At 60.0% G+C, this 18548-nt stretch carries 17 protein-coding genes; 8 read left to right on the forward strand and 9 right to left on the reverse strand.

Going from position 1 to position 18548, the window contains the following annotated elements; all coding sequences use genetic code 11:
• Positions 1–317: 317 nt before the first annotated feature.
• Together trpE and Q2K57_RS01100 are read right to left on the reverse strand one after the other, a co-directional pair.
• Positions 318–1805, reverse strand: a complete 1488-nt coding sequence (gene trpE, locus Q2K57_RS01095; RefSeq protein ID WP_112054742.1) for an anthranilate synthase component I — start codon at positions 1803–1805, stop codon at positions 318–320.
• 312 nt (positions 1806–2117) lie between these two features.
• Complete coding sequence (locus Q2K57_RS01100) at positions 2118–2783, reverse strand: phosphoglycolate phosphatase (RefSeq protein ID WP_304525935.1); 666 nt, start codon at positions 2781–2783, stop codon at positions 2118–2120.
• 282 nt (positions 2784–3065) lie between these two features.
• Between Q2K57_RS01100 and Q2K57_RS01105 the strand changes: the two genes are divergently transcribed.
• Positions 3066–4367: an NAD(P)/FAD-dependent oxidoreductase gene (locus tag Q2K57_RS01105; protein ID WP_304525936.1), complete on the forward strand. Its 1302-nt coding sequence runs from the start codon at positions 3066–3068 to the stop codon at positions 4365–4367.
• A gap of 87 nt (positions 4368–4454) precedes the next feature.
• Positions 4455–6116: a dihydroxyacetone kinase subunit DhaK gene (locus tag Q2K57_RS01110; RefSeq protein ID WP_304525937.1), complete on the forward strand. Its 1662-nt coding sequence runs from the start codon at positions 4455–4457 to the stop codon at positions 6114–6116.
• A gap of 160 nt (positions 6117–6276) precedes the next feature.
• Here Q2K57_RS01110 and Q2K57_RS01115 read toward each other — a convergent pair whose 3' ends face one another.
• The 3 genes from Q2K57_RS01115 to rpe form a co-directional block, all read right to left on the reverse strand.
• Positions 6277–7119, reverse strand: coding sequence for a mechanosensitive ion channel family protein (locus Q2K57_RS01115; RefSeq protein ID WP_304525938.1), 843 nt, complete (start codon positions 7117–7119; stop codon positions 6277–6279).
• Between the two features lie 112 nt (positions 7120–7231).
• Positions 7232–7531, reverse strand: a complete 300-nt coding sequence (locus tag Q2K57_RS01120) for a GIY-YIG nuclease family protein (RefSeq protein WP_112054456.1) — start codon at positions 7529–7531, stop codon at positions 7232–7234.
• A gap of 5 nt (positions 7532–7536) precedes the next feature.
• Positions 7537–8235 (reverse strand): ribulose-phosphate 3-epimerase, encoded by a 699-nt coding sequence (rpe, locus tag Q2K57_RS01125; protein ID WP_112054457.1) that lies wholly within the window; start codon positions 8233–8235, stop codon positions 7537–7539.
• A gap of 217 nt (positions 8236–8452) precedes the next feature.
• Between rpe and ggt the strand changes: the two genes are divergently transcribed.
• Together ggt and Q2K57_RS01135 are read left to right on the forward strand one after the other, a co-directional pair.
• A complete protein-coding gene (gene ggt / locus Q2K57_RS01130; protein ID WP_304525939.1) occupies positions 8453–10183 on the forward strand; it encodes a gamma-glutamyltransferase in 1731 nt (576 codons plus the stop codon).
• A 94-nt stretch (positions 10184–10277) separates the two neighbouring features.
• Positions 10278–11471, forward strand: coding sequence for an MFS transporter (locus tag Q2K57_RS01135; RefSeq protein WP_304525940.1), 1194 nt, complete (start codon positions 10278–10280; stop codon positions 11469–11471).
• Between the two features lie 147 nt (positions 11472–11618).
• On the opposite strand, the gene Q2K57_RS01140 is transcribed toward Q2K57_RS01135, so the two are convergent.
• A complete protein-coding gene (locus Q2K57_RS01140; RefSeq protein ID WP_112054461.1) occupies positions 11619–12419 on the reverse strand; it encodes a hypothetical protein in 801 nt (266 codons plus the stop codon).
• A gap of 13 nt (positions 12420–12432) precedes the next feature.
• Complete coding sequence (locus Q2K57_RS01145; protein WP_112054463.1) at positions 12433–13065, reverse strand: hypothetical protein; 633 nt, start codon at positions 13063–13065, stop codon at positions 12433–12435.
• Positions 13066–13279: 214 nt separating this feature from the next.
• Here Q2K57_RS01145 and Q2K57_RS01150 point away from each other — a divergent pair, with 214 nt between their 5' ends.
• The 4 genes from Q2K57_RS01150 (at position 13280) to Q2K57_RS01165 (ending at position 16704) form a co-directional block, all read left to right on the forward strand.
• The gene (locus tag Q2K57_RS01150) at positions 13280–13564 is read left to right on the forward strand and encodes a hypothetical protein (RefSeq protein ID WP_112054464.1); all 285 of its coding nucleotides are present in this window, start codon (positions 13280–13282) and stop codon (positions 13562–13564) included.
• Positions 13565–13918: 354 nt separating this feature from the next.
• The gene (locus Q2K57_RS01155) at positions 13919–14590 is read left to right on the forward strand and encodes a response regulator transcription factor (protein ID WP_112054466.1); all 672 of its coding nucleotides are present in this window, start codon (positions 13919–13921) and stop codon (positions 14588–14590) included.
• Positions 14587–15918: a HAMP domain-containing sensor histidine kinase gene (locus tag Q2K57_RS01160; protein ID WP_112054468.1), complete on the forward strand. Its 1332-nt coding sequence runs from the start codon at positions 14587–14589 to the stop codon at positions 15916–15918. The genes Q2K57_RS01155 and Q2K57_RS01160 overlap by 4 nt, the downstream gene beginning before the upstream one ends.
• 159 nt (positions 15919–16077) lie before the next feature.
• Complete coding sequence (locus Q2K57_RS01165; protein ID WP_112054470.1) at positions 16078–16704, forward strand: YajG family lipoprotein; 627 nt, start codon at positions 16078–16080, stop codon at positions 16702–16704.
• A 192-nt stretch (positions 16705–16896) separates the two neighbouring features.
• On the opposite strand, the gene Q2K57_RS01170 is transcribed toward Q2K57_RS01165, so the two are convergent.
• Together Q2K57_RS01170 and Q2K57_RS01175 are read right to left on the reverse strand one after the other, a co-directional pair.
• Positions 16897–17547 (reverse strand): thiopurine S-methyltransferase, encoded by a 651-nt coding sequence (locus Q2K57_RS01170; protein ID WP_112054471.1) that lies wholly within the window; start codon positions 17545–17547, stop codon positions 16897–16899.
• Positions 17548–17619: 72 nt separating this feature from the next.
• Entirely contained in the window at positions 17620–18243 is a 624-nt protein-coding gene (locus Q2K57_RS01175; protein WP_112054473.1) for a TIGR04211 family SH3 domain-containing protein, read from the reverse strand.
• Between the last annotated feature and the right edge of the window lie 305 nt (positions 18244–18548).

Genomic DNA, 18548 nt, shown 5'->3' on the forward strand with positions numbered 1-18548 from the left:
ATTCTCCCTAGCGTGATCTCTTCGCCTCGATAAAAGCTGCTCGACCGGCGGCACCTTGTATCGCTCAGGCTGATACGACCCTGGAGGCCTTGGCGAAGCGATGTCAGCCAGGCAGCCGGACCTTCTCCGGTGAGAGCCCTAACCATACCCAAGCGGCTAGGGAAAGCAACTTGGCTAGCGTCACGCTCAACAAGATGCGCAACGACGGTCTTCGTTCTGCTTGGCCCCATGAACCAAAACCCCGCCACTGGCGGGGTTTGAAGGGCGAGCCAAAACGTGTCGATCGTCAATTAAGTGGTGAAGGGGTATGTCTGCCCTTACTCCAGGTTGTCCAGGCCGCGCTCGGCCATGGCCACGGCGCGGAACAGGGCACGCCCCTTGTTGAGAGTCTCCTGCCACTCGAGTTCGGGCACCGAGTCGGCAACGACCCCGGCACCCGCTTGAACGTGCAGCTGACCGTCCTTGATGACGGCGGTCCGGATGGCGATGGCGGTATCCATGTTGCCGTGCCAGGAGAGATAGCCCACGGCGCCGGAATAGATGCCGCGCTTGACCGGCTCCAGCTCGTCGATGATTTCCATGGCACGGATTTTGGGGGCCCCTGACAGCGTGCCCGCCGGGAAGGTGGCGCGCAGCACGTCCATGGCCGTCAATCCCGGCTTCAGCTTGCCAGTGACGTTGGAAACGATATGCATGACGTGGGAATAGCGCTCCACCGCCATCTGATCGGTGACCTTGACGGTACCCGTTTCGCTGATGCGGCCCACGTCGTTGCGACCCAGGTCAATCAGCATCAGGTGCTCGGCGATCTCCTTGGGATCGGCCATCAGGTCGGCTTCCAGCGCCTGGTCCTCGGCCTCGGTAGCACCACGTACACGGGTGCCGGCGATCGGACGCACGGTGACCTCGCCTTCTTCCAGGCGCGTCAGGATCTCCGGCGACGAGCCCACCACATGATGATCATCGAGGTTGAAGAAAAACATGTACGGCGAAGGGTTAAGGCTGCGCAGCGCTCGATACAGATCGAGCGGCGGCGCCTGATAGGGAATCGACATGCGCTGCGAGGGCACACATTGCATGACATCGCCGGCCAGCACGTATTCCTTGATCTTCTCGACCGCGGCCTTGAAGCCTTCTTCGGTGAAGCCGGAGTTGAAGTGGCCTTCCTCGACGGCTCGCCTGCCCGTGCCGGGACTCTGGGTGGTAATAGTGGCAGTGCGCAGCTGAATCTCGAGGCGCTCGAGGCGCTCACGCGCCATGGCATAGGCCCCCTCGACAGCCGGATCGGGATGCGTCCACAGAGTCAGGCGACCAGAGAGATTGTCGAACACCACCAGGTCATCACAGACCATCAGCAGAATGTCCGGCACGCCCAGGGGATCGGGCTTGTCGACGCCGGCAAGGCGTGGCTCGGCATAGCGCACGGTATCATAGCCGAAGTAGCCGACCAGGCCACCGTCGAAGCGCGGCTGATCGTCGAGTCGTGGCACCTTGAAGCGCTGCTGGAACTGTTCGATCCAGTCCAGTGGATCCTCGACCCGGCTCGCGCCCAGTACCTCGTCATCCTTTAGGTGGCGCACTTCGTAACCGCGTACTTCGATTCGTTCGCGGCTGGGCAGCCCGATGATCGAGTAGCGGCCCCACTTCTCTCCGCCCTGCACCGACTCGAGCAGGAAGGTCCAGGGTGCATTGGCCAGCTTCAGGTAAGTGGAAAGCGGGGTATCGAGATCGGCGAGAACCTCGCGGGTTACCGGAATACGGTTATAGCCGGCATCGGCCAGCTCTTCGAAGTGTTCGGGGGTCATCATGCCCGGCAGTTCCTTCAAGAATGAATCACTTAAGCGGGGACGCTTATGCTTAACAGGGGGGCGTGGCTATCGCATTGCACTGAAGCATGCTTGCGCACGTCTCACGCACGGTACGGATCGGTATACGGGCGTGTTAACGCACTAGGCCGGCATCACCATCGCCAACGCTTGACGTCACGCATCAGTCCTGCGGTGCCATGGCAACGTACATCTTGAGGGGAATGACGGGTGTCCGGCGTCATGAGGGAATCCGTTATAGCAGGATCTTATTGATTCGGCGGTTTTTATACCGCCATATTCAATTTCACACTAAACGAGTTCGGAAAGCGATTCAACTACCGCATCGGGGCGACTGGCGGTCACCGATTCGCCGTGATTATACCCGTAAGGCACGGCCAGCGTTCGAAAGCCCGCGCGCTTGCCTGCTTCGATGTCATGGCGCGAATCGCCGACCATCAGGCAGACCTCTGGCGACACCCCGAAATGTGCCGCTGCGTGCAGCAAGGGGGCGGGATCGGGCTTCTTCTCGTCCAGAGAATCGCCGCCCAAACACAGGCCGAAGCAGTCTGCCAGATCAAAGTGCTCGAGGATCGGGGCAATGAAGGCCTTGGGCTTGTTGGTAATCAGCGCCAGTGACAGGCCGCTGTCAATGAGGCCATCAATGGCCTCCCGCACACCGGGATACAGCCTAGTGAGCGCCACCGGCGAGGCATGGTAGTGCGCGAGAAAGCGTGCATGGCAGGCCTCTAGCTCATCCTCATCGACCGGACGCTTCAGCACATCGCCAAGGGCTCGCTCGACCAGACGCCGGGAGCCGTTACCGACCCAGTCCCGCACACGCACTTCACCGGCCGGTGGCATGCCCTGATCCTCCAGGGCGGCATCGAGCGCCGCGGCCAAATCGGGAACCGAATCGATCAAGGTACCATCGAGGTCAAAGGCCACCATACGCATGTCGCGAACCAGGTCATGCATAGCAAATTCCTTTCTAATCAATGTGTTTTGCACATATGGTCGATCAACATCCATTTCATGCATGTAATATTACGAAAAAACATGATCAAAACTAGCCTTTGCCCATAGGCATTCGTCGAGCAGAGGCATATCCTAGACATCAGCCGTCGCCGCTACCAGGTGGAGAGCCCTCGGGGATCGACGTAAGCGCATCGCCGCGCCCAGCGCCCCTCATGAGACGCCCTGCCTGACTCAGGCGATTCTCGCGTTTCTCAATCTTCACATTCATCAACGGAGTGTCTCATGTCTCTACCACGCATTGTGGTGGTCGGCGGTGGCGCCGGCGGGCTCGAACTCGTGACACGGCTGGGCCGCAAGCTGGGTAAACGCCAACGGGCTGAAATCGTGCTCGTCGACCGGAACCCTACCCATATCTGGAAGCCGCTGCTCCATGAAGTCGCCACCGGGGTCCTCGACTCTGGCCTCGACGAAGTCTCCTACCAAGGCCATTCCAAGGCCCACGGCTATCGCTTCCAACGTGGCACCCTGTGTGATCTGGACCGCGATACACAGAAGCTTACCCTGGCGCCGATTATCGATGACGACGGCGAGACGGTGGTGCTGCCCTCCCGTGAGTTGGACTATGACTACCTGGTAATGGCACTGGGTAGCGTATCCAACGATTTCGGCACGCCTGGCGTCGCCGAACATGCCCACTTCCTCGATAGTCCGCACCAGGCGGAAGCCTTCCGCCACGACATGCTCAACACCTTCCTGCGCTACAGCGATCCCGAACGCCGCATCCACCCCAAGCTGGCGGTGGGTATCGTTGGGGCCGGCGCCACCGGCGTGGAGCTGGCAGCCGAGCTCTACGGCGCTTCGAAGATGCTCAACAGCTACGGTTTCACCTCGCTTGAGAGCACACAGCTCGAAGTTCACCTGATCGAGGCCGCGCCACGCATTCTGCCAGCCCTACCCGAGCGCATCAGTCAGGCGGTGCATAAGGAGCTCGAAAAACTGGGCGTCAATGTGCACGTGGATACCAAAGTGACCTGCGCCGATGAAGAAGGCTTCATGACAGCCGACGGCACCCGCATCGAGACCGACCTCAACGTCTGGGCGGCCGGCATCAAAGCGCCGGCCTTTCTCTCCGAGCTGGGGCTGTCTACCCAGCGCAATCACCAGCTCAAGGTCGAGCGGACCCTGCAGAGCATTGATGATCCGCATATCTTCGCCTTTGGCGACTGCGCCAGCTGCCCTCAGGAAGATGGCAAGACGGTTCCTCCGCGGGCTCAGGCCGCTCACCAACAGGCGGGCACCCTCTTCCACAATCTGGTCGCCACCCTCGATGGCAAGCCGCTCAAGGATTTCACCTTCCACGACCGTGGCTCTCTGATCTCGCTTGCCCACTTCGACGCCGTGGGTTCGCTGATGCGTGGCGCCTCCGCGCGCTCACTGTTTATCGAAGGGCGCCTGGCCAAGGTCTTCTATGCATCGCTGTATCGCATGCACCAGCTCGCCATCCACGGCACCGTGAAGACCGGCATGACAGTAGTTGTCGACGGCCTCAATCGCTTCCTCAAGCCGAAGATGAAGCTGCATTGACGGCCTAAACAGGCACAGTTGACCTGAGCCTGAAATGACATCTTGAATACTCGATTACGCCATGAACAGGAATGCCGGGGGTAAGGCATGGATCGTTTCTACAACGCGCCGGAAAACGTCGTCGATGAGATACTCTGCGGCGTCGCGGCGTCGGCGCCGCTGCGCATTGCCGAACCGGAAAGCGGCCTTCGCATCCTCATTCGCAAGGAGTGGGACAGGCAGCAGCAAGGCCGCGAACAGGTCGCGGTGCTCTCCGGCGGGGGCGCCGGCCACGAACCTGCCCACGCGGGTTTTGTCGGCGAAGGCATGCTGACCGGGGTAATCTCCGGCAGCCTGTTCGCCTCCCCCAGCGTCGAGGCGGTGCTCGCCGCGATACGTGAGGTCTGTGGCGACGCCGGTTGCCTGCTGGTGGTCAAGAACTATACCGGTGATCGCCTCAACTTTGGCCTCGCCGCCGAACGCGCCCGCAGCGAGGGGCTGGATGTCGCCATGATCATCGTTGCCGACGATGTCGCGATCGATAAGGCCCCGCAGCCCCGCGGCATTGCCGGCACCCTGCTGGTCCACAAACTAGCGGGCTATCTGGCAAGCAAGCAGACCCCCCTCGACGAGATTCGCGCCCAGGCCGAATCGCTGTGCGCCCACATGGGCTCGATGGGCATGGCATTGCGCCCGGCGGCTCAGCCGGGACACGCCTTGGCGTCGCGCTCACCGGAACTGGGGCTGGGTATCCACAACGAGACCGGCACCCGCGAAGTGGACCCGCAGAGCGCCGACGAAGCCATGAGCTTAGTGCTTGAGCCCCTACGCAATGCACTGGCGGCGCGCAAGCTTACTGGGCACAACCTCTCCGGGCCGTGGATCGTCATGCTCAACGACCTGGGCAGTTGCTCGACGCAGGAGCTCGGGGTGCTGGCCGATAGCCTGTTGCGTCAGTTGGGTATCGATCAGGTCGCTCACTTGATTGGGCCGGCACCGCTGATGACGTCGCTGGACATGCACGGGGTTTCCGTCACGCTGCTGTCGGCGCAAGACGCGTTCGTGACTGGGCTTACCGCACCGACCAGGGCACCTGCCTGGCCGGGGATGAAGGCCGTCGCACGTCCCGAGCATTTCACGCCGGACACCCGTCAGGACCGAGACGCGCTGAGCGACGATGCCCCTCAGGACAAAGGCGTTACCGCCTCGCTTCAGCGCGTAATCGACACCCTCCGCCAGGCGCGCGAAGAACTGGACGCTCTGGATGCCAAGAGTGGCGACGGTGACGCTGGCGCCAGCATGCACAGTGGCGCTGACTCGATCGCCGCGGCACTCGAGGCAAGTCGGCTCAATACGCAGGCGCTGCCGTCGCTGTTTGCCGGCATCGGACAGCTCCTGGCTCGCGACATGGGCGGCTCAAGCGGCGTGCTGCTGTCGATCCTGTTCACCGCTGCCGGCGCCGCACTGGATCAGCGGGGCGAGCTCGGCACAGCCCTTGCCGATGGTGTCGAGAAGATGCAGGCCTACGGCGGCGCCAAGCCCGGCGACCGCACCATGGTGGATGCGTTAGTGCCGGCGATCGAGGCCCTGAGGCGTGGCGAATCGCTCCAACAGGCAGCGCAAGCGGCCCGCGACGGCGCACAGGCCACGGCAGCCCTGACCCAGGCCAATGCCGGGCGCTCTGCCTATGTGCCGGAAAGCGCCCTCAAGGGTGTGGTTGACCCCGGTGCAGAAGCGGTCGCACGCGTTTTCGAGGCGCTAGCCGCTTAATAGCACCTGACGGTTAACGCATGGTGCAACGCCAACACTAAAAGGCCGCCGAGTACCCTCGGCGGCCTTTTAGTGTCCAGATAATGGTTATTGCCGTTGCTATTGTCGTTGTTAGGGCAATCGTCGTTCACCCGCTTAAGGCGGCGAGTCAGCGCGGGCCTCAGAGACCGCTCTTCTCAGCCTTCTGCTCATCGTGGTGATAAACGTGCACGTCGCGCTGCGGAAAGGGAATGCTAATGCCCTCGGCATCGAAGCGCCGCTTGATCTCCTCAGTCATTTCCCAGTACACGTCCCAGTAATCACTGGCTTTGACCCAAGGCCGCACGATCCAGTTGACGCTTGAATCCAGCATCGCGCTCATACGAATATTGGGCGCAGGGGATTCCAGCACCCGCGCATCCTTGGCCACCACTTCTTCCAGCACCCGGCGCACGACATCGATATCGGCGTCATAGCCGACGCTTGCCACCAGATCGACCCGGCGGGTGTCGTGAGAGGAGTAGTTGGTAATGGCGCCGCTCATCATCTGGCCGTTGGGCACGATGATCTTGCGGTTGTCGCCGGTCTTGAGCTCGGTGGTAAATATCTGCACGTCATCGATCACCCCGGCAACGCCGCCAGCCTCGACGTAATCGCCGATCTTGTAGGGCCGGAAGATGATCACCAGCACCCCGGCGGCGAAGTTGGCAAGCGAGCCCTGCAGCGCAAGACCGACAGCCAGGCCAGCCGCACCCAGAACCGCGATCAGCGAGGTGGTCTGGATGCCGAGCTGGCTAATGGCGGCCAGGACCACCACGATCAGCAACAGAGTCCTTAGGATGTTGCCAAGGAACTTGATCAACAGCGGCTCGACCTTGGCCCGCTCCATGGCCTTGATACTCAGACGATGCACCAGTGAAATCACCCAGCGGCCGATCACGAAGATGGCGAGTGCCGCCACCAGATCGATAGCAAAGCTAGTGCCGGTGGTCTGCAGGTAGGTCAACAGGGCATCCCTTTCCATAGCGGTTCCTCGATGAAATCAGGCGGCATGCAAACCGCCGGGGTTGGTCAGATATCGGTGATCAAACATCGGCGCTGCCGACCGTTCATCCTTGTATAGAGCATCGCAGCGGTTATGGCAGCTTTTGCGGCACTTGCTGAGTGCCGTCTGTGCGACGCGCCTCGAGCCAGGCGAGCTTTCCCGCCGCCGACAGGCGTTTAACCTGCGCCTCGAGTCGCAGCGCATCGCCCCGCTCGCCGACGGCCTCGTGGTGCAATAGAGTCAGAGGCCCCTTGCCGCGCAGCGCCTTGGCGCCACGCACGCCGTCACGGTGCTCCTTGAAGCGCCTTGCCACGTCGGTGGTAATACCGGTGTAGAGATGACCGGCGGCGGTCCTGAGCATGTAGAGATGCCAGCACGGCGATGCCGTCATGCTGCTCAGGCCTTTGCCAATTCGTCGCGAAAAGCCTGCATCACGCTGTCATAGCGGTTCGGGTCGTCGCCACTGCGTGCCTTGAATACCGCCGAACCGGCGACGAAGGTATCGGCCCCTGCCCTGGCGATCTCGGCGATGTTGTCGACCTTCACCCCCCCGTCGATCTCCAGGCGAATATTGCGGCCGCTGGCATCGATGCGCCGGCGCACGTCACGCAGTTTGTCGAGGGTGCCGGGAATGAACGACTGGCCGCCGAAGCCCGGATTAACGCTCATCAGCAGAATTATGTCGACCTTGTCCATCACGTAGTCGAGATAGGACAGCGGCGTGGCCGGATTGAACACCAGGCCGGCCTGGCAGCCACCCTCGCGGATCATGGCAAGCGAGCGGTCGATATGATCTGAGGCTTCCGGGTGGAAGGTAATATAGCTGGCACCGGCGTCGATGAAGTCGCCGATCAGACGATCCACCGGCCGCACCATCAGGTGGGCGTCGATGGGCGCGGTAACGCCGTGCTTGCGCAGCGCTTCGCAGACCATCGGACCGATGGTCAGGTTAGGCACGTAGTGGTTGTCCATGACGTCGAAATGGACGATGTCGGCGCCGGAGGCCAGCACGTCATCGACCTCTGCGCCGAGGCGGGCGAAGTCGGCAGAAAGAATCGAGGGCGCGATCTTGAAGTCTGGCGTTGCATCGCTCATGGGCAGGGCAGGCTCCTGAAATACGAAAGAATGGCAAGGACAAGCCGCCATTCTAGCAGCAAGGCAGCGAGCCGGCGCCCCTTGCAACCCCGGCCTGCCGGCGCTAGTGCTGATGTCTCCCCTTGCCGGCTTTTCATGCAGCCTTGCTTGCCCCCTCCTTGCGCCCCTCGCGCATAGCAACAATAGTGGAGAACGACACATCACCAAGGAGACGGTCATGCCCCAGTTCCCCCTGCGATACTCACTTGCCTTTGGCCTCCTGGCCGGCACTCTGTCATTCGCACCCGGCATCTTTGCTCAAGAAGCCATTCTCGAGGGCGAGCGCTTCCATCCGGAAGTCGGCACTCAGGGCATGGTCGCCACCAGTCATTTTCTCGCCTCCCAGGTGTCGCATGACGTGCTGGCGGCGGGCGGCAATGCGGTGGATGCGGCGGTCAGCGCCGGTTTCGCGCTAGCTGTCACCCAACCCCGCTCGGGCAACATTGGCGGCGGGGGCTTCATGCTGATTTCGGATGAAACCAGCGGCGAGGTCATCGCCATCGACTATCGCGAGATGGCGCCATACGCCGCCACCGAGACTATGTTCCAGGACGCCGACGGCAATGCGGTCACCGAGCGTTCTCGCTTCACTCATCTGGCGGCCGGGGTGCCCGGCACCGTCGCCGGCCTGGCCATGGCTCTAGAGCAATACGGCACCATGAGTCTGGCAGAGGCCCTGGCGCCGGCCATCGATCTTGCAGAAAACGGCTTTCCGCTGCCCCAGCGTTTTGTCGACGGCATCCGCGATTCACGCATGAACTTCGAGCCCTGGGAAGCATCGAGAGCCAAGTTCTTCAAGGAAGATGGCAGCTCTTATCAGGTTGGCGACATCTTCCGTCAGCCGGATCTCGCGGCCACCCTCAAGCGCATCGCTGATCAGGGCGCCCGGGAATTCTACGAAGGCGAGACAGCACAGCTGATAGTCGCCGAGATGCAGGCCCACGACGGCCTGATCACCATGGAGGACCTGGCCGCCTACCAGCCGATCATTCGCGAGCCGAGCCACGGCACTTATCGCGGCTATGACATCTATGCCATGAGCCCGCCCTCCTCTGGCGGCGCCCATATCGTGCAGATGCTCAATATCCTCGAGGACTATGATATCGGCGCGATGGGATTCAACTCCGCCGCCACCATCCATGTAATGGCCGAAGCCATGAAGCGCGCCTATGCCGATCGCTCCGAGTACCTGGGCGATACCGACTTCGTCTCAGTCCCGCTTGAGGGCATCACCTCGAAGGCCTACGCCGCCGAACTGCGTCAGGGCATCAGCATGGACGAGGCCACACCAAGCGCCACCCTGGCGCCGGGCAATCCGCTGCCCTATGAGTCCAACGAGACCACCCACTTCTCGATCGTCGACGACAATGGCCTGGCGGTTTCCAATACCTACACCATCAACTTCAGCTACGGCTCGGGGATCGTGGTCGACGGGGCCGGCTTTCTGCTCAACAACGAAATGGATGATTTCTCGGCCAAGCCCGGCGTGCCCAACGCCTATGGATTGATCGGCGGCGAGGCCAACAAGGTCGAGCCCGGCAAGCGCATGCTTTCCTCGATGACCCCGACCATCGTCAAGAAGGATGGCAAGAACTTCCTGATCACCGGCAGCCCCGGCGGTTCACGGATCATCACCACGACCCTGCAGGTGCTGATGAACGTCATCGATCACCACATGAACATCCAGTCGGCGGTCAGCGCCCCGCGCATTCACCACCAGTGGTTGCCCGACGAGATTCGCATCGAGGATGGCATCAGCCCGGATACGATCACGCTGCTCGAGGCCAAGGGTCATACCATCAGCCAGCAGGACGCCATGGGCGCGGCCCAGTCGATCCTGATCCGCGATGGCGAATATCACGGCGGCGCCGACCCGCGGCGCTCGACCTCCTCGGCCATGGGGCTCTGATATTCCAAGAGACCTTTATTCCACGAGACCTTGCCCTATGATGGACGGCCCGGCATCGCCGGGCCATTTCATTTCACCGCTCCCTCAGGTGCCCATGCCCACCCTGATTCTTGCCATCGCCGAGCTGTTCGGCACCGCCCTGTGGTTCACTCCCAATGCCGTGCTCCCGGAGCTGATGACGTTATGGTCATTGGCCCCGTCCGATCTGGGCTGGCTGACCGGTGCCGTTCAGGGCGGCTTTCTGCTTGGCACCCTGATCATAGGCCTGACCGGTCTCGCCGACCGTCTCGATGCCAGCCGACTGTTCGCCGCATGCTGCCTGCTCGGCGCGCTCTCCAACGCCCTGCTGCCGATGGCCGGGGGGCTGGATGGTGCGGTAACGCTCAGGATGATCACCGGCCTGTGTCTAGCGGGCATCTACCCAGTGGGCATGAAGCTGATGGTTGGCTGGACGCCGGGGCGCAGCGGGCTTGGCCTGGCCTGGCTGGTAGGCATGCTGGTGTTGGGCACCGCCCTGCCCCACGGTCTGCGTGCCTTCACCGCCCTCGATGACGTCACCCTATCCTGGCGAGGCGGCATCTGGAGCGCTTCGCTGCTGGCGGTGCTGGGCGGCATCATGGTCTGGCGGCTCGGGGAAGCACCGCGTCAGGCCGATGCCGCCCCTGGAGCCGATTCTGGTACGAAGCCTGGCCCCAATTCCGGCCATGGCCTGCGCCTGGGCGGCCTCTCGGCCTTCGGGATCAGCAACTTCCGCCATGCTGCCAGTGCCTACTTCGGCCACATGTGGGAGCTCTACACCCTCTGGGCATTGCTGCCCCTGATGCTCGCTGCACGCTGGCCTTCATTGACCACCGCTGAGCTTGCCTTCGCCGCCTTCGCGCTAATCGCCGTTGGCGGGCCCTGCTGCTGGATCGGCGGTGCCTTTAGCGCACGCCTGGGCAGTCGCCGCGTGGCACAGTTCGCCCTGGCGGGCTCAGGCCTTTGCTGTGCGCTCTACCCGCTGCTGAGCGGGCTGCCGGCGGCAGGTCTGATTGGCTTTCTCGCGCTGTGGAGTGCGCTGGCGGTGGTCGATTCACCGCAGTTTTCGGCTCTTTCGGCCACGGCTTGCCCGGCCAATATCGTGGGCAGCGCACTCACACTGCAGAACGCCATCGGTTTCGCGATCTCCATGCTGTCGCTACTGATTCTGATTCCGCTGTGGCAGATCACCGGCCCCTGGCTTGCCTGGCTGCTGCTGCCAGGACCACTGCTCGGCCTGTGGTGCCTGCATGGGTATACTCGGTACTAATCAAGTAACCGGAAGGGGCCGTGGCATCGTCGTGCATGATGTGTCGGGTGTTGATCGTCATCAAACCTGTCGTCATTCAACCACCTGTTATCGTTCCATCGTTTTGGCGGAGGCTCATCGCCTCCGCCATTGCAGGAAAGAGCTTGGTTATTGTGTCGAGATCATTTCCTGATCCTTGCCAGTCACACTCATCCACATCACCACGGCAATGATTACGCCAAGGAAGATGAGACTTGTCGCAATGGTTCCAAAGCCAAGACCACCGTAATTGACCGGCTGCGACAAGAGGTCACCAAAAGAGGCGCCGAGAGGACGTGTAAAGATATAAACGAGCCAAAAGGCCAATATAGAATCAAGCCCGATCATAAAATAGCCGATGCTCAAGGATATGATGATTGCACCAAACAGCATGCCAGTGGCCAGGTAGCCAAGACCAAATTGCTCAGACACAAGATCGCCCACAGCGGTGCCGAGCGCGAAGGTGAAGAGTATTGTAATCCAGTAAAATGCTTCACGCCGCGTGGAGATAATTGTGTGAATCGACAGGGTGCCCTCTTGCCGGAACCAGGCCCCGAATGTCAGTGCAAGGAGCACAGTAAAAACGGCGGTACAGGTCACGAGACTGACACCGAGATTATCAACCAGGTTATCGGTTACCAAGGTGCCGACGATAGAGATAAGAACAACCGCTAGCCAGTATGCCCATGGCACATAGCGCTTCATTGAGAATTGAAGCAGGAGTGCACCGGCCAACACAGTGCTCATGATGATTGAAGTTACAGTAAGCCCTAACCCCAGATTCACGGCAATATAATCGGCGGCGGTCTCCCCCATCGTCACCGCCATGAGTTTTATAACCCAGAAACCAGCAGTCACTTGAGGGACGCGATTTGGATACAGGCCTGGAGACGATTCATTTTGAGTGGTAACTGCATCAGTTTTCATCATTTTCTTCCGTTATTTACTTGGCAAGCGCAAGTGCTTGTGCCGAAAATTGATCAGAATGTGTGTCATCGTCTGCATTACAGCGTTCAATCGCCTTGGACTGCAGGGTCATCGCCTTATCTCGCTCGGAGATGGAGCCACTGGATAATGCGCGGCGAACGTCTTGGAGCATCGTTTCACAAGGAATCGCGTGACCATTGGCATCTGTCACTGCTACACCGGCTACGCGCCGAACTCCGCCCGCAGACCCGCTTTGTACTGGATCCGCCAGCGTGGTAGATAAGACTGCAAGCACGTTATCCACCTTTGACGTGTCTGGCGCTTTTTCTCGAAGTGCTGCAAAAACGTGATCGGCAGCAGTATCAACATTGCCCCAGGCAGAGGGTGCCTTGGGCCGCAGCGTGGACTCGGCCTTATCCCATTTCGTCTCAAAATCGGTCACCCGAAGCTCTGCCTCTGTCAATTTTCCAGCATCAACGAGGGATCGGGTATCACTAACAATGCTTTCGTAGCCGGAAAGGTCACCGAGAGGGTCCGCTTTGTGAGAAGTCATTTCCGAATGTTGGACGGGCAACATCCATATCTCAACAACAGTAAACACGCTGGTGGGCAGCGCTATTAATAGCACAGCGAGGAGAATTTGTTTCATCGAAAACTCCGAGTCGTTGGTAGACGGCGCTATTTATAGTTTCCTTCATATACATTCGACTGTACCGAACTATACAGATCTGTAATGTTCCCAGCATTTACAGTGAACATTACAAGCTTACAATATCCAGAATAGGTCCATGTGACTTGCACCTATCAGAGTCGTGATGTGCCGGATGGCATCGCACTATCCTGCATCTATTTAGGATAGCAATATGATCTTTTTTGAAGAATTCTCGTCATGTAGCCTTGCTGGAATGGCTCTTGCACTGACGTTTCCGGTAAACCTAGCCCTCGCGAATGAAAACCCGACCGAGGCCAAAGCGTTTCTCGCCTCAGGGATGACCATCTCGCAGGCGACTTCAAAGGCCGAAGAAGGCAACCCTGGCACCGCCATGTCGGTCGCCTGGGAACCCCAAGGGTCGGATAAGATGGCTTTCGAGGTAGAACTTGCCCAGACTGATGGCACGGTATCGACTGTGCTTGTTGCACCCAAGTAGCAGGATGTTGACCAAGGCTGCGAATCCAAAGGGGCATGAAGGGGATGACGCCGAAGACGGTGAAGACTGAAACCCTATGACGCTAGGTAGACACCGCTAATGATAGATAGGTAAAGCAAGAGATCAGGATGGAGAGCGGCGGTATGGCATCGCCGCTCTTTTGCTTAAGGCTACGCCACCTTCTGGCGGAGGCGAACAGGTGACAGCGTTACCAAAAAGCGCAATAGGTGAGACGGCCACCTGACCCCGCGATGGAGCGCTGGACCCGACCGTTAAAAGACGCAGTGATCAACCGCGTCCTTACAAGCCATGGCCCTCTTTTCTGATTTGAAAACAACAAGGTACGAGTGAACGGTGAAGATACTGGTGATCGAGGACGACAAACTCACAGGTGAATATATCGCCAATGCCTGTCGTGAAGAGGGCCATATCGTCGACCTGATTGCGGATGGTTCTCAAGGGCTGGTTCAGGCAGCTTCTGGCAGTTATGAAGTACTTGTCATTGACAGAATGTTACCCAGCGTGGATGGGCTGGCCATTGTCCGCACGTTACGAGGGGCTAAAATACCCGTACCGATCTTGTTGCTAACCGCCCTTGATGGGGTCGAAGATCGTATTGAGGGCCTTAATGCAGGAGCCGATGACTACCTGGTCAAGCCTTTTGTCTTCGGCGAACTTTCCGCCCGCATTGCCGCCTTGTCGCGGCGTCCACCACATGCAGCCGAACCCACCACGCTCCGGGCCCGAGATCTCGAGATGGACCTCATATTCCACAAGGTGACGCGCGCAGGAAAGACAATAAGTCTACTGCCTCGTGAGTTTGCGCTGCTTGAGTGCCTCCTTCGCCACAAGGGAAGGGTTCAAACGCGAACGATGCTTCTGGAAGCTGTCTGGGATATCCATTTCGACCCCCAAACCAATGTCGTCGAGACTCATGTTAGCCGCTTGCGCGGTAAAGTCGACAAGCCCTTTGACCAGGACTTGATCGAAACCGTGCGTGGCGTGGGCTACCGGATTACAGAATGATGGCCATCCGTTCGACACCGCTGAGGCTGACAGGCACCTTAATCGTGGTCTTTGTCATGTTTACCTTGGCCGGTTATGCGACTGCCTATTTAGTCACTCGTAGCTCTCTTAACCGTGAGCTAACCGCGCAGCTGAATCAGACCGTTGGGGCTATTCAATCGGTAGTGGAACAGGACGAGATTCGTGAGCGTATTGAGGAAATAGCCGCCGCTGCCAATTCACGAAAACTGCTTCTTCGCTATACCGAGCCGGGTGAAGCGGCGCTTGGCAACCTGCCCAGCCCGGTTGAGCTTCAGCCTAACGACATCGTTCGACATACGCGCCTTGCCTTGCAAGACAAATCGCTAGCCGACAGCTATCTGGGTTGGGAAGGACCTGTCGGTGGTGGGCAATTGACCCTGCTCGTGGGCCGCGACAGTCTTGATGAGCTTGGAGAGACGTTTGCGAAGGTGCTGTTGTTCAGTCTGATACCGGCTCTGTTACTGGCAACGACGATAGGCGCACTGGTTGCCCGCAAGGCCCGCAATCGTATGGAAGCCATCAGGTTTACACTCACGCAACTGACGTCTGGCCACCAAGATGCACGGGTGTCCATTTCAGGTGATGCCGAAGATGATCTTGGCCAGATAGGCATAGCGATCAACCGAATGGCGGACGCACAAGAAGCATCGATCGAAGCACTTCGCCAAGTCTCCGCTGATATTGCTCATGATTTGAGAACTCCTATTCAGCGTGTTTCGGTGCTCCTCCACCAGCTTGATGATGAATCACTGTCTGAGTCAGCACAAAATGTCATTACCCAGGCACGTGACGAGACGGCCCAAATCGTTACAACCTTCCAGGCTCTTCTACAGATTGCCCAGCTTGAAAGTGGCCAGGCGCGTTCCACTTTTACCGACGTTAATTTATCTGAATTAGTATTAAATCTTACGGACGTCTTCGGGCCCGCAAGCGAAGAAAGCGGCCACCAACTGACGGCACGAACCAACGGCGCAGTCATCGTCGAAGGCAACCCCACTCTCCTTGGCCGGTTAATCGCTAACCTTATCGAGAATGCCTTGCGTCACACACCGCCTGGGCGGATCCTGGTTCAAATCGACGGAGAATTCGATCCGGTACTGACCGTATCGGATGAGGGGCCCGGGATCCCTGAAGAGGAGCGAGACCGAGTGCTCCACCGCCTCTACCGGCTAGAGAGGAGTCGAACCAGTGAAGGAAGCGGGCTCGGCTTGAGCTTAGTGGCTGCTATCGCGGAACTGCACAACGCCACACTGACACTGGGCGATGCAAAGCCAGGCTTGAGCATTACTGTCGCCTTCGGCAAATAATGCGAGCTTCATGCTGTCACTGCTGTTCCTAATTCCGGCAGGCCGCCGGTCCCTGGCTTTCCTGGCTATTGCTGTCGGGCCCCTGCTCGGCCTGTGGTGCCTGCATGGGTATACTCGGCAGCAAGACACGGCTTCCGTCTCTTCATAAGGATCTTGATCATGACACAACGTTTGAACACCAAGGCTCGTCAACAGGCTGCATGGCAGACGGTGTTGAGCCTATTGCTGATGGCCCTGCTGCTATCAATGGCCGGTTGTGCCAGCAGTCCTCAATACATCCAGGCCAACCCGAAGGTAAGCGACGACCTGCCTGAAAGCGGTAGCGGTCAGCCGGTCACGCTGACCGTGATCGACGGCCGCGACAGCGACGTATTGGGCAGCCGCAGCGGCGCCGTCATGGGGACCGACACGATCACCCTACCGACGGCCGACGTGCTCCCCGAGCTCGAGTCCCAGGCCGAATATGCCCTGCGTCAGATGGGCTTCACGCCCGCCGACGACCGCGATGCGCAGCGTCCACGGCTTACCCTGACACTCAAGCGTCTCGATTATGCCCACGGCAACAGCCAGCCGCTGCTCGGCGAGGCAGAGCTCGAGGCGGTATTCGAGGCCGAGGCACAAAATGGTAGCGAAAGCTATGTTGGCCGTTACACCTCAAGGCGCAACCAGTCTTATGCATTGCGCCCAAACCAGGAAGACAACACCCAGATGATCAACGAGCTGCTAAGCGATGGCCTCGACAGGGCCTTCGGTGATCCGGCGATGGGACAACTGCTGGCCCGCTAAACAGGGGGCTTTCACACGGAAACAAGAACGCCCGGCAGTTGCCGGGCGTTCTTGTGTGGATCAGTGGTAGGCAATTCGGCCAAGCACGCAATGACCAGGGATGGCCCTGATCAGGCGTCCGTCAGCGGCTTTTGATAGACAACGTCGGCAGAACGCCTTGAAGCCGCGTCCCGCCCTGAGAGTAGCGAAGCGTCACTGGCCCTGCTCCCGGCCTGCTCGTGGGCCACGGCGCTGAAGCGACCAGACGCTCTCCTGCCAACCGTTGTCTTCCGGCTCGCCATCCTCGAGGTGGCTCACTTCGAAGTTAGCGCCAAACAGCTCTCTCACTTCATCGGCAGGCACGCTGTAAGGCGGCCCGGCATCGTCACCGGGGGCGCGGGTCAGGCTGATCAGAAGCCCTCGGGCGCCGGGTGGCATCAGCTGGGCGAGATGGAAGGCATAGCGTTGCCGGGTCGCCGGTGGCAGGGCGATCAGCGCCGCCCGGTCGTAGAAAGCCCCCAGGTCGGCTGCCTGCTGGGTGTGGAAATGGAAGAAGTCGCCACACCAGAGCTCGATGCTGCCCTGTCGCCAGATCTCGAAATCGCTCTGGCGATAGCGAGACGACGCCCCGCCTCCCGCGACGAACTGCTCGATGGCAAGCGAGGCAAGCTCGATCCCCAGCACCGGATGGCCCTCGGCGGCTAGCCAGCGCATATCCAGGCTCTTGCCACAAAGCGGCACCAGCACCTTGGTTCCCGGCTCGACGCCAAGAGTTGTCCAGTGGCGGACCAAGGCCGGATGTTCGGCGTCGCGATGAAAGCCGATCCGTCCCTCGCGCCAGCGCGAGATCCATTCATTGTTCATGCCCGCTCCTGCTGCATCGGTCTGGGCATGGGATACCCGCTTGGTAACCCGCTGCCTTCCATCAGCGCTTTACTAGAACCAACGATCGTTTTTCTTGCGACGCCTGGGCAGGTGAGGAACGATCAACCCAATCAGCAGGCCACCCCCGGCCACGCCGCCACCGTACATGAAGTAGCGCAGCAGCAGGTCTTCTTCCTGAGTGTCCAGCCGGGCCTGGAGGCCGCGCAGGTTTTCCTGCGACTCACTGTACTGATCCTGCAACGCTTGGTTGCGGTTTTCGAGATCGCTGATCCGTGCTTCGCGCTGCTCAAGCGCAGCCGTAGTAGCGGCAAGCCGCCCTTCCCACTGCTCATTGATGCCTTCGAGCTCGTTACTCAGCGTCTTGACCCGCTCCTGCAGGGCCGGCAACTGGGCGGTAGCGCTTTTTTCCTCCTGAAGATCGGAAGAAAGAATCCACACTTGATCGCCCCCCGGGCCCTGGACCAGCGAGTAGTCCCCGCTGGTATCGAGCAGCTCGACCGGATCACCGGCTGTCAGGGTGCCAACGATGCGGTAGCCGTCAGTGGGTCCGCTGCGCACGAAGGTAGTGAGGTCGTCCGATACCCAGTAATCCGGGTCGGTGGTCTCCTGGGCTTGGGCCCCAAGCGTCAGAGTGGCCAAGGAAATCCCCAGCATCACAGAGTTGAATGTTCGCATAAGTCTGCCGTCTATCAGGGCGATGGAGGCTCGTCGATGCCTGCCCACGCGGAGTTGCTCAGGCCACCGCACGTCCTGTGTCGATGGCACTGCGATGAGACCTTATCCCATCCACACTTTCTGTGGATAAGTCTTGGGAAAACCGCTGGCGATCGCGTGGTAATCGGCGCAAGGCCTGGAATTGCCACGGATTGTTCAATTTTTAACCTCGCTGCCATGCAAGGATACGTGCACGATTTCCCAACGGCGGCCAGAATAGCACAGCCTTGGGGCGCTGGCCGTGCCGCCGCTGGATACGTATAATC

This window comes from Halomonas sp. I5-271120, assembly GCF_030553075.1.
Taxonomy (GTDB): Bacteria; Pseudomonadota; Gammaproteobacteria; order Pseudomonadales; family Halomonadaceae; genus Onishia; species Onishia taeanensis_A.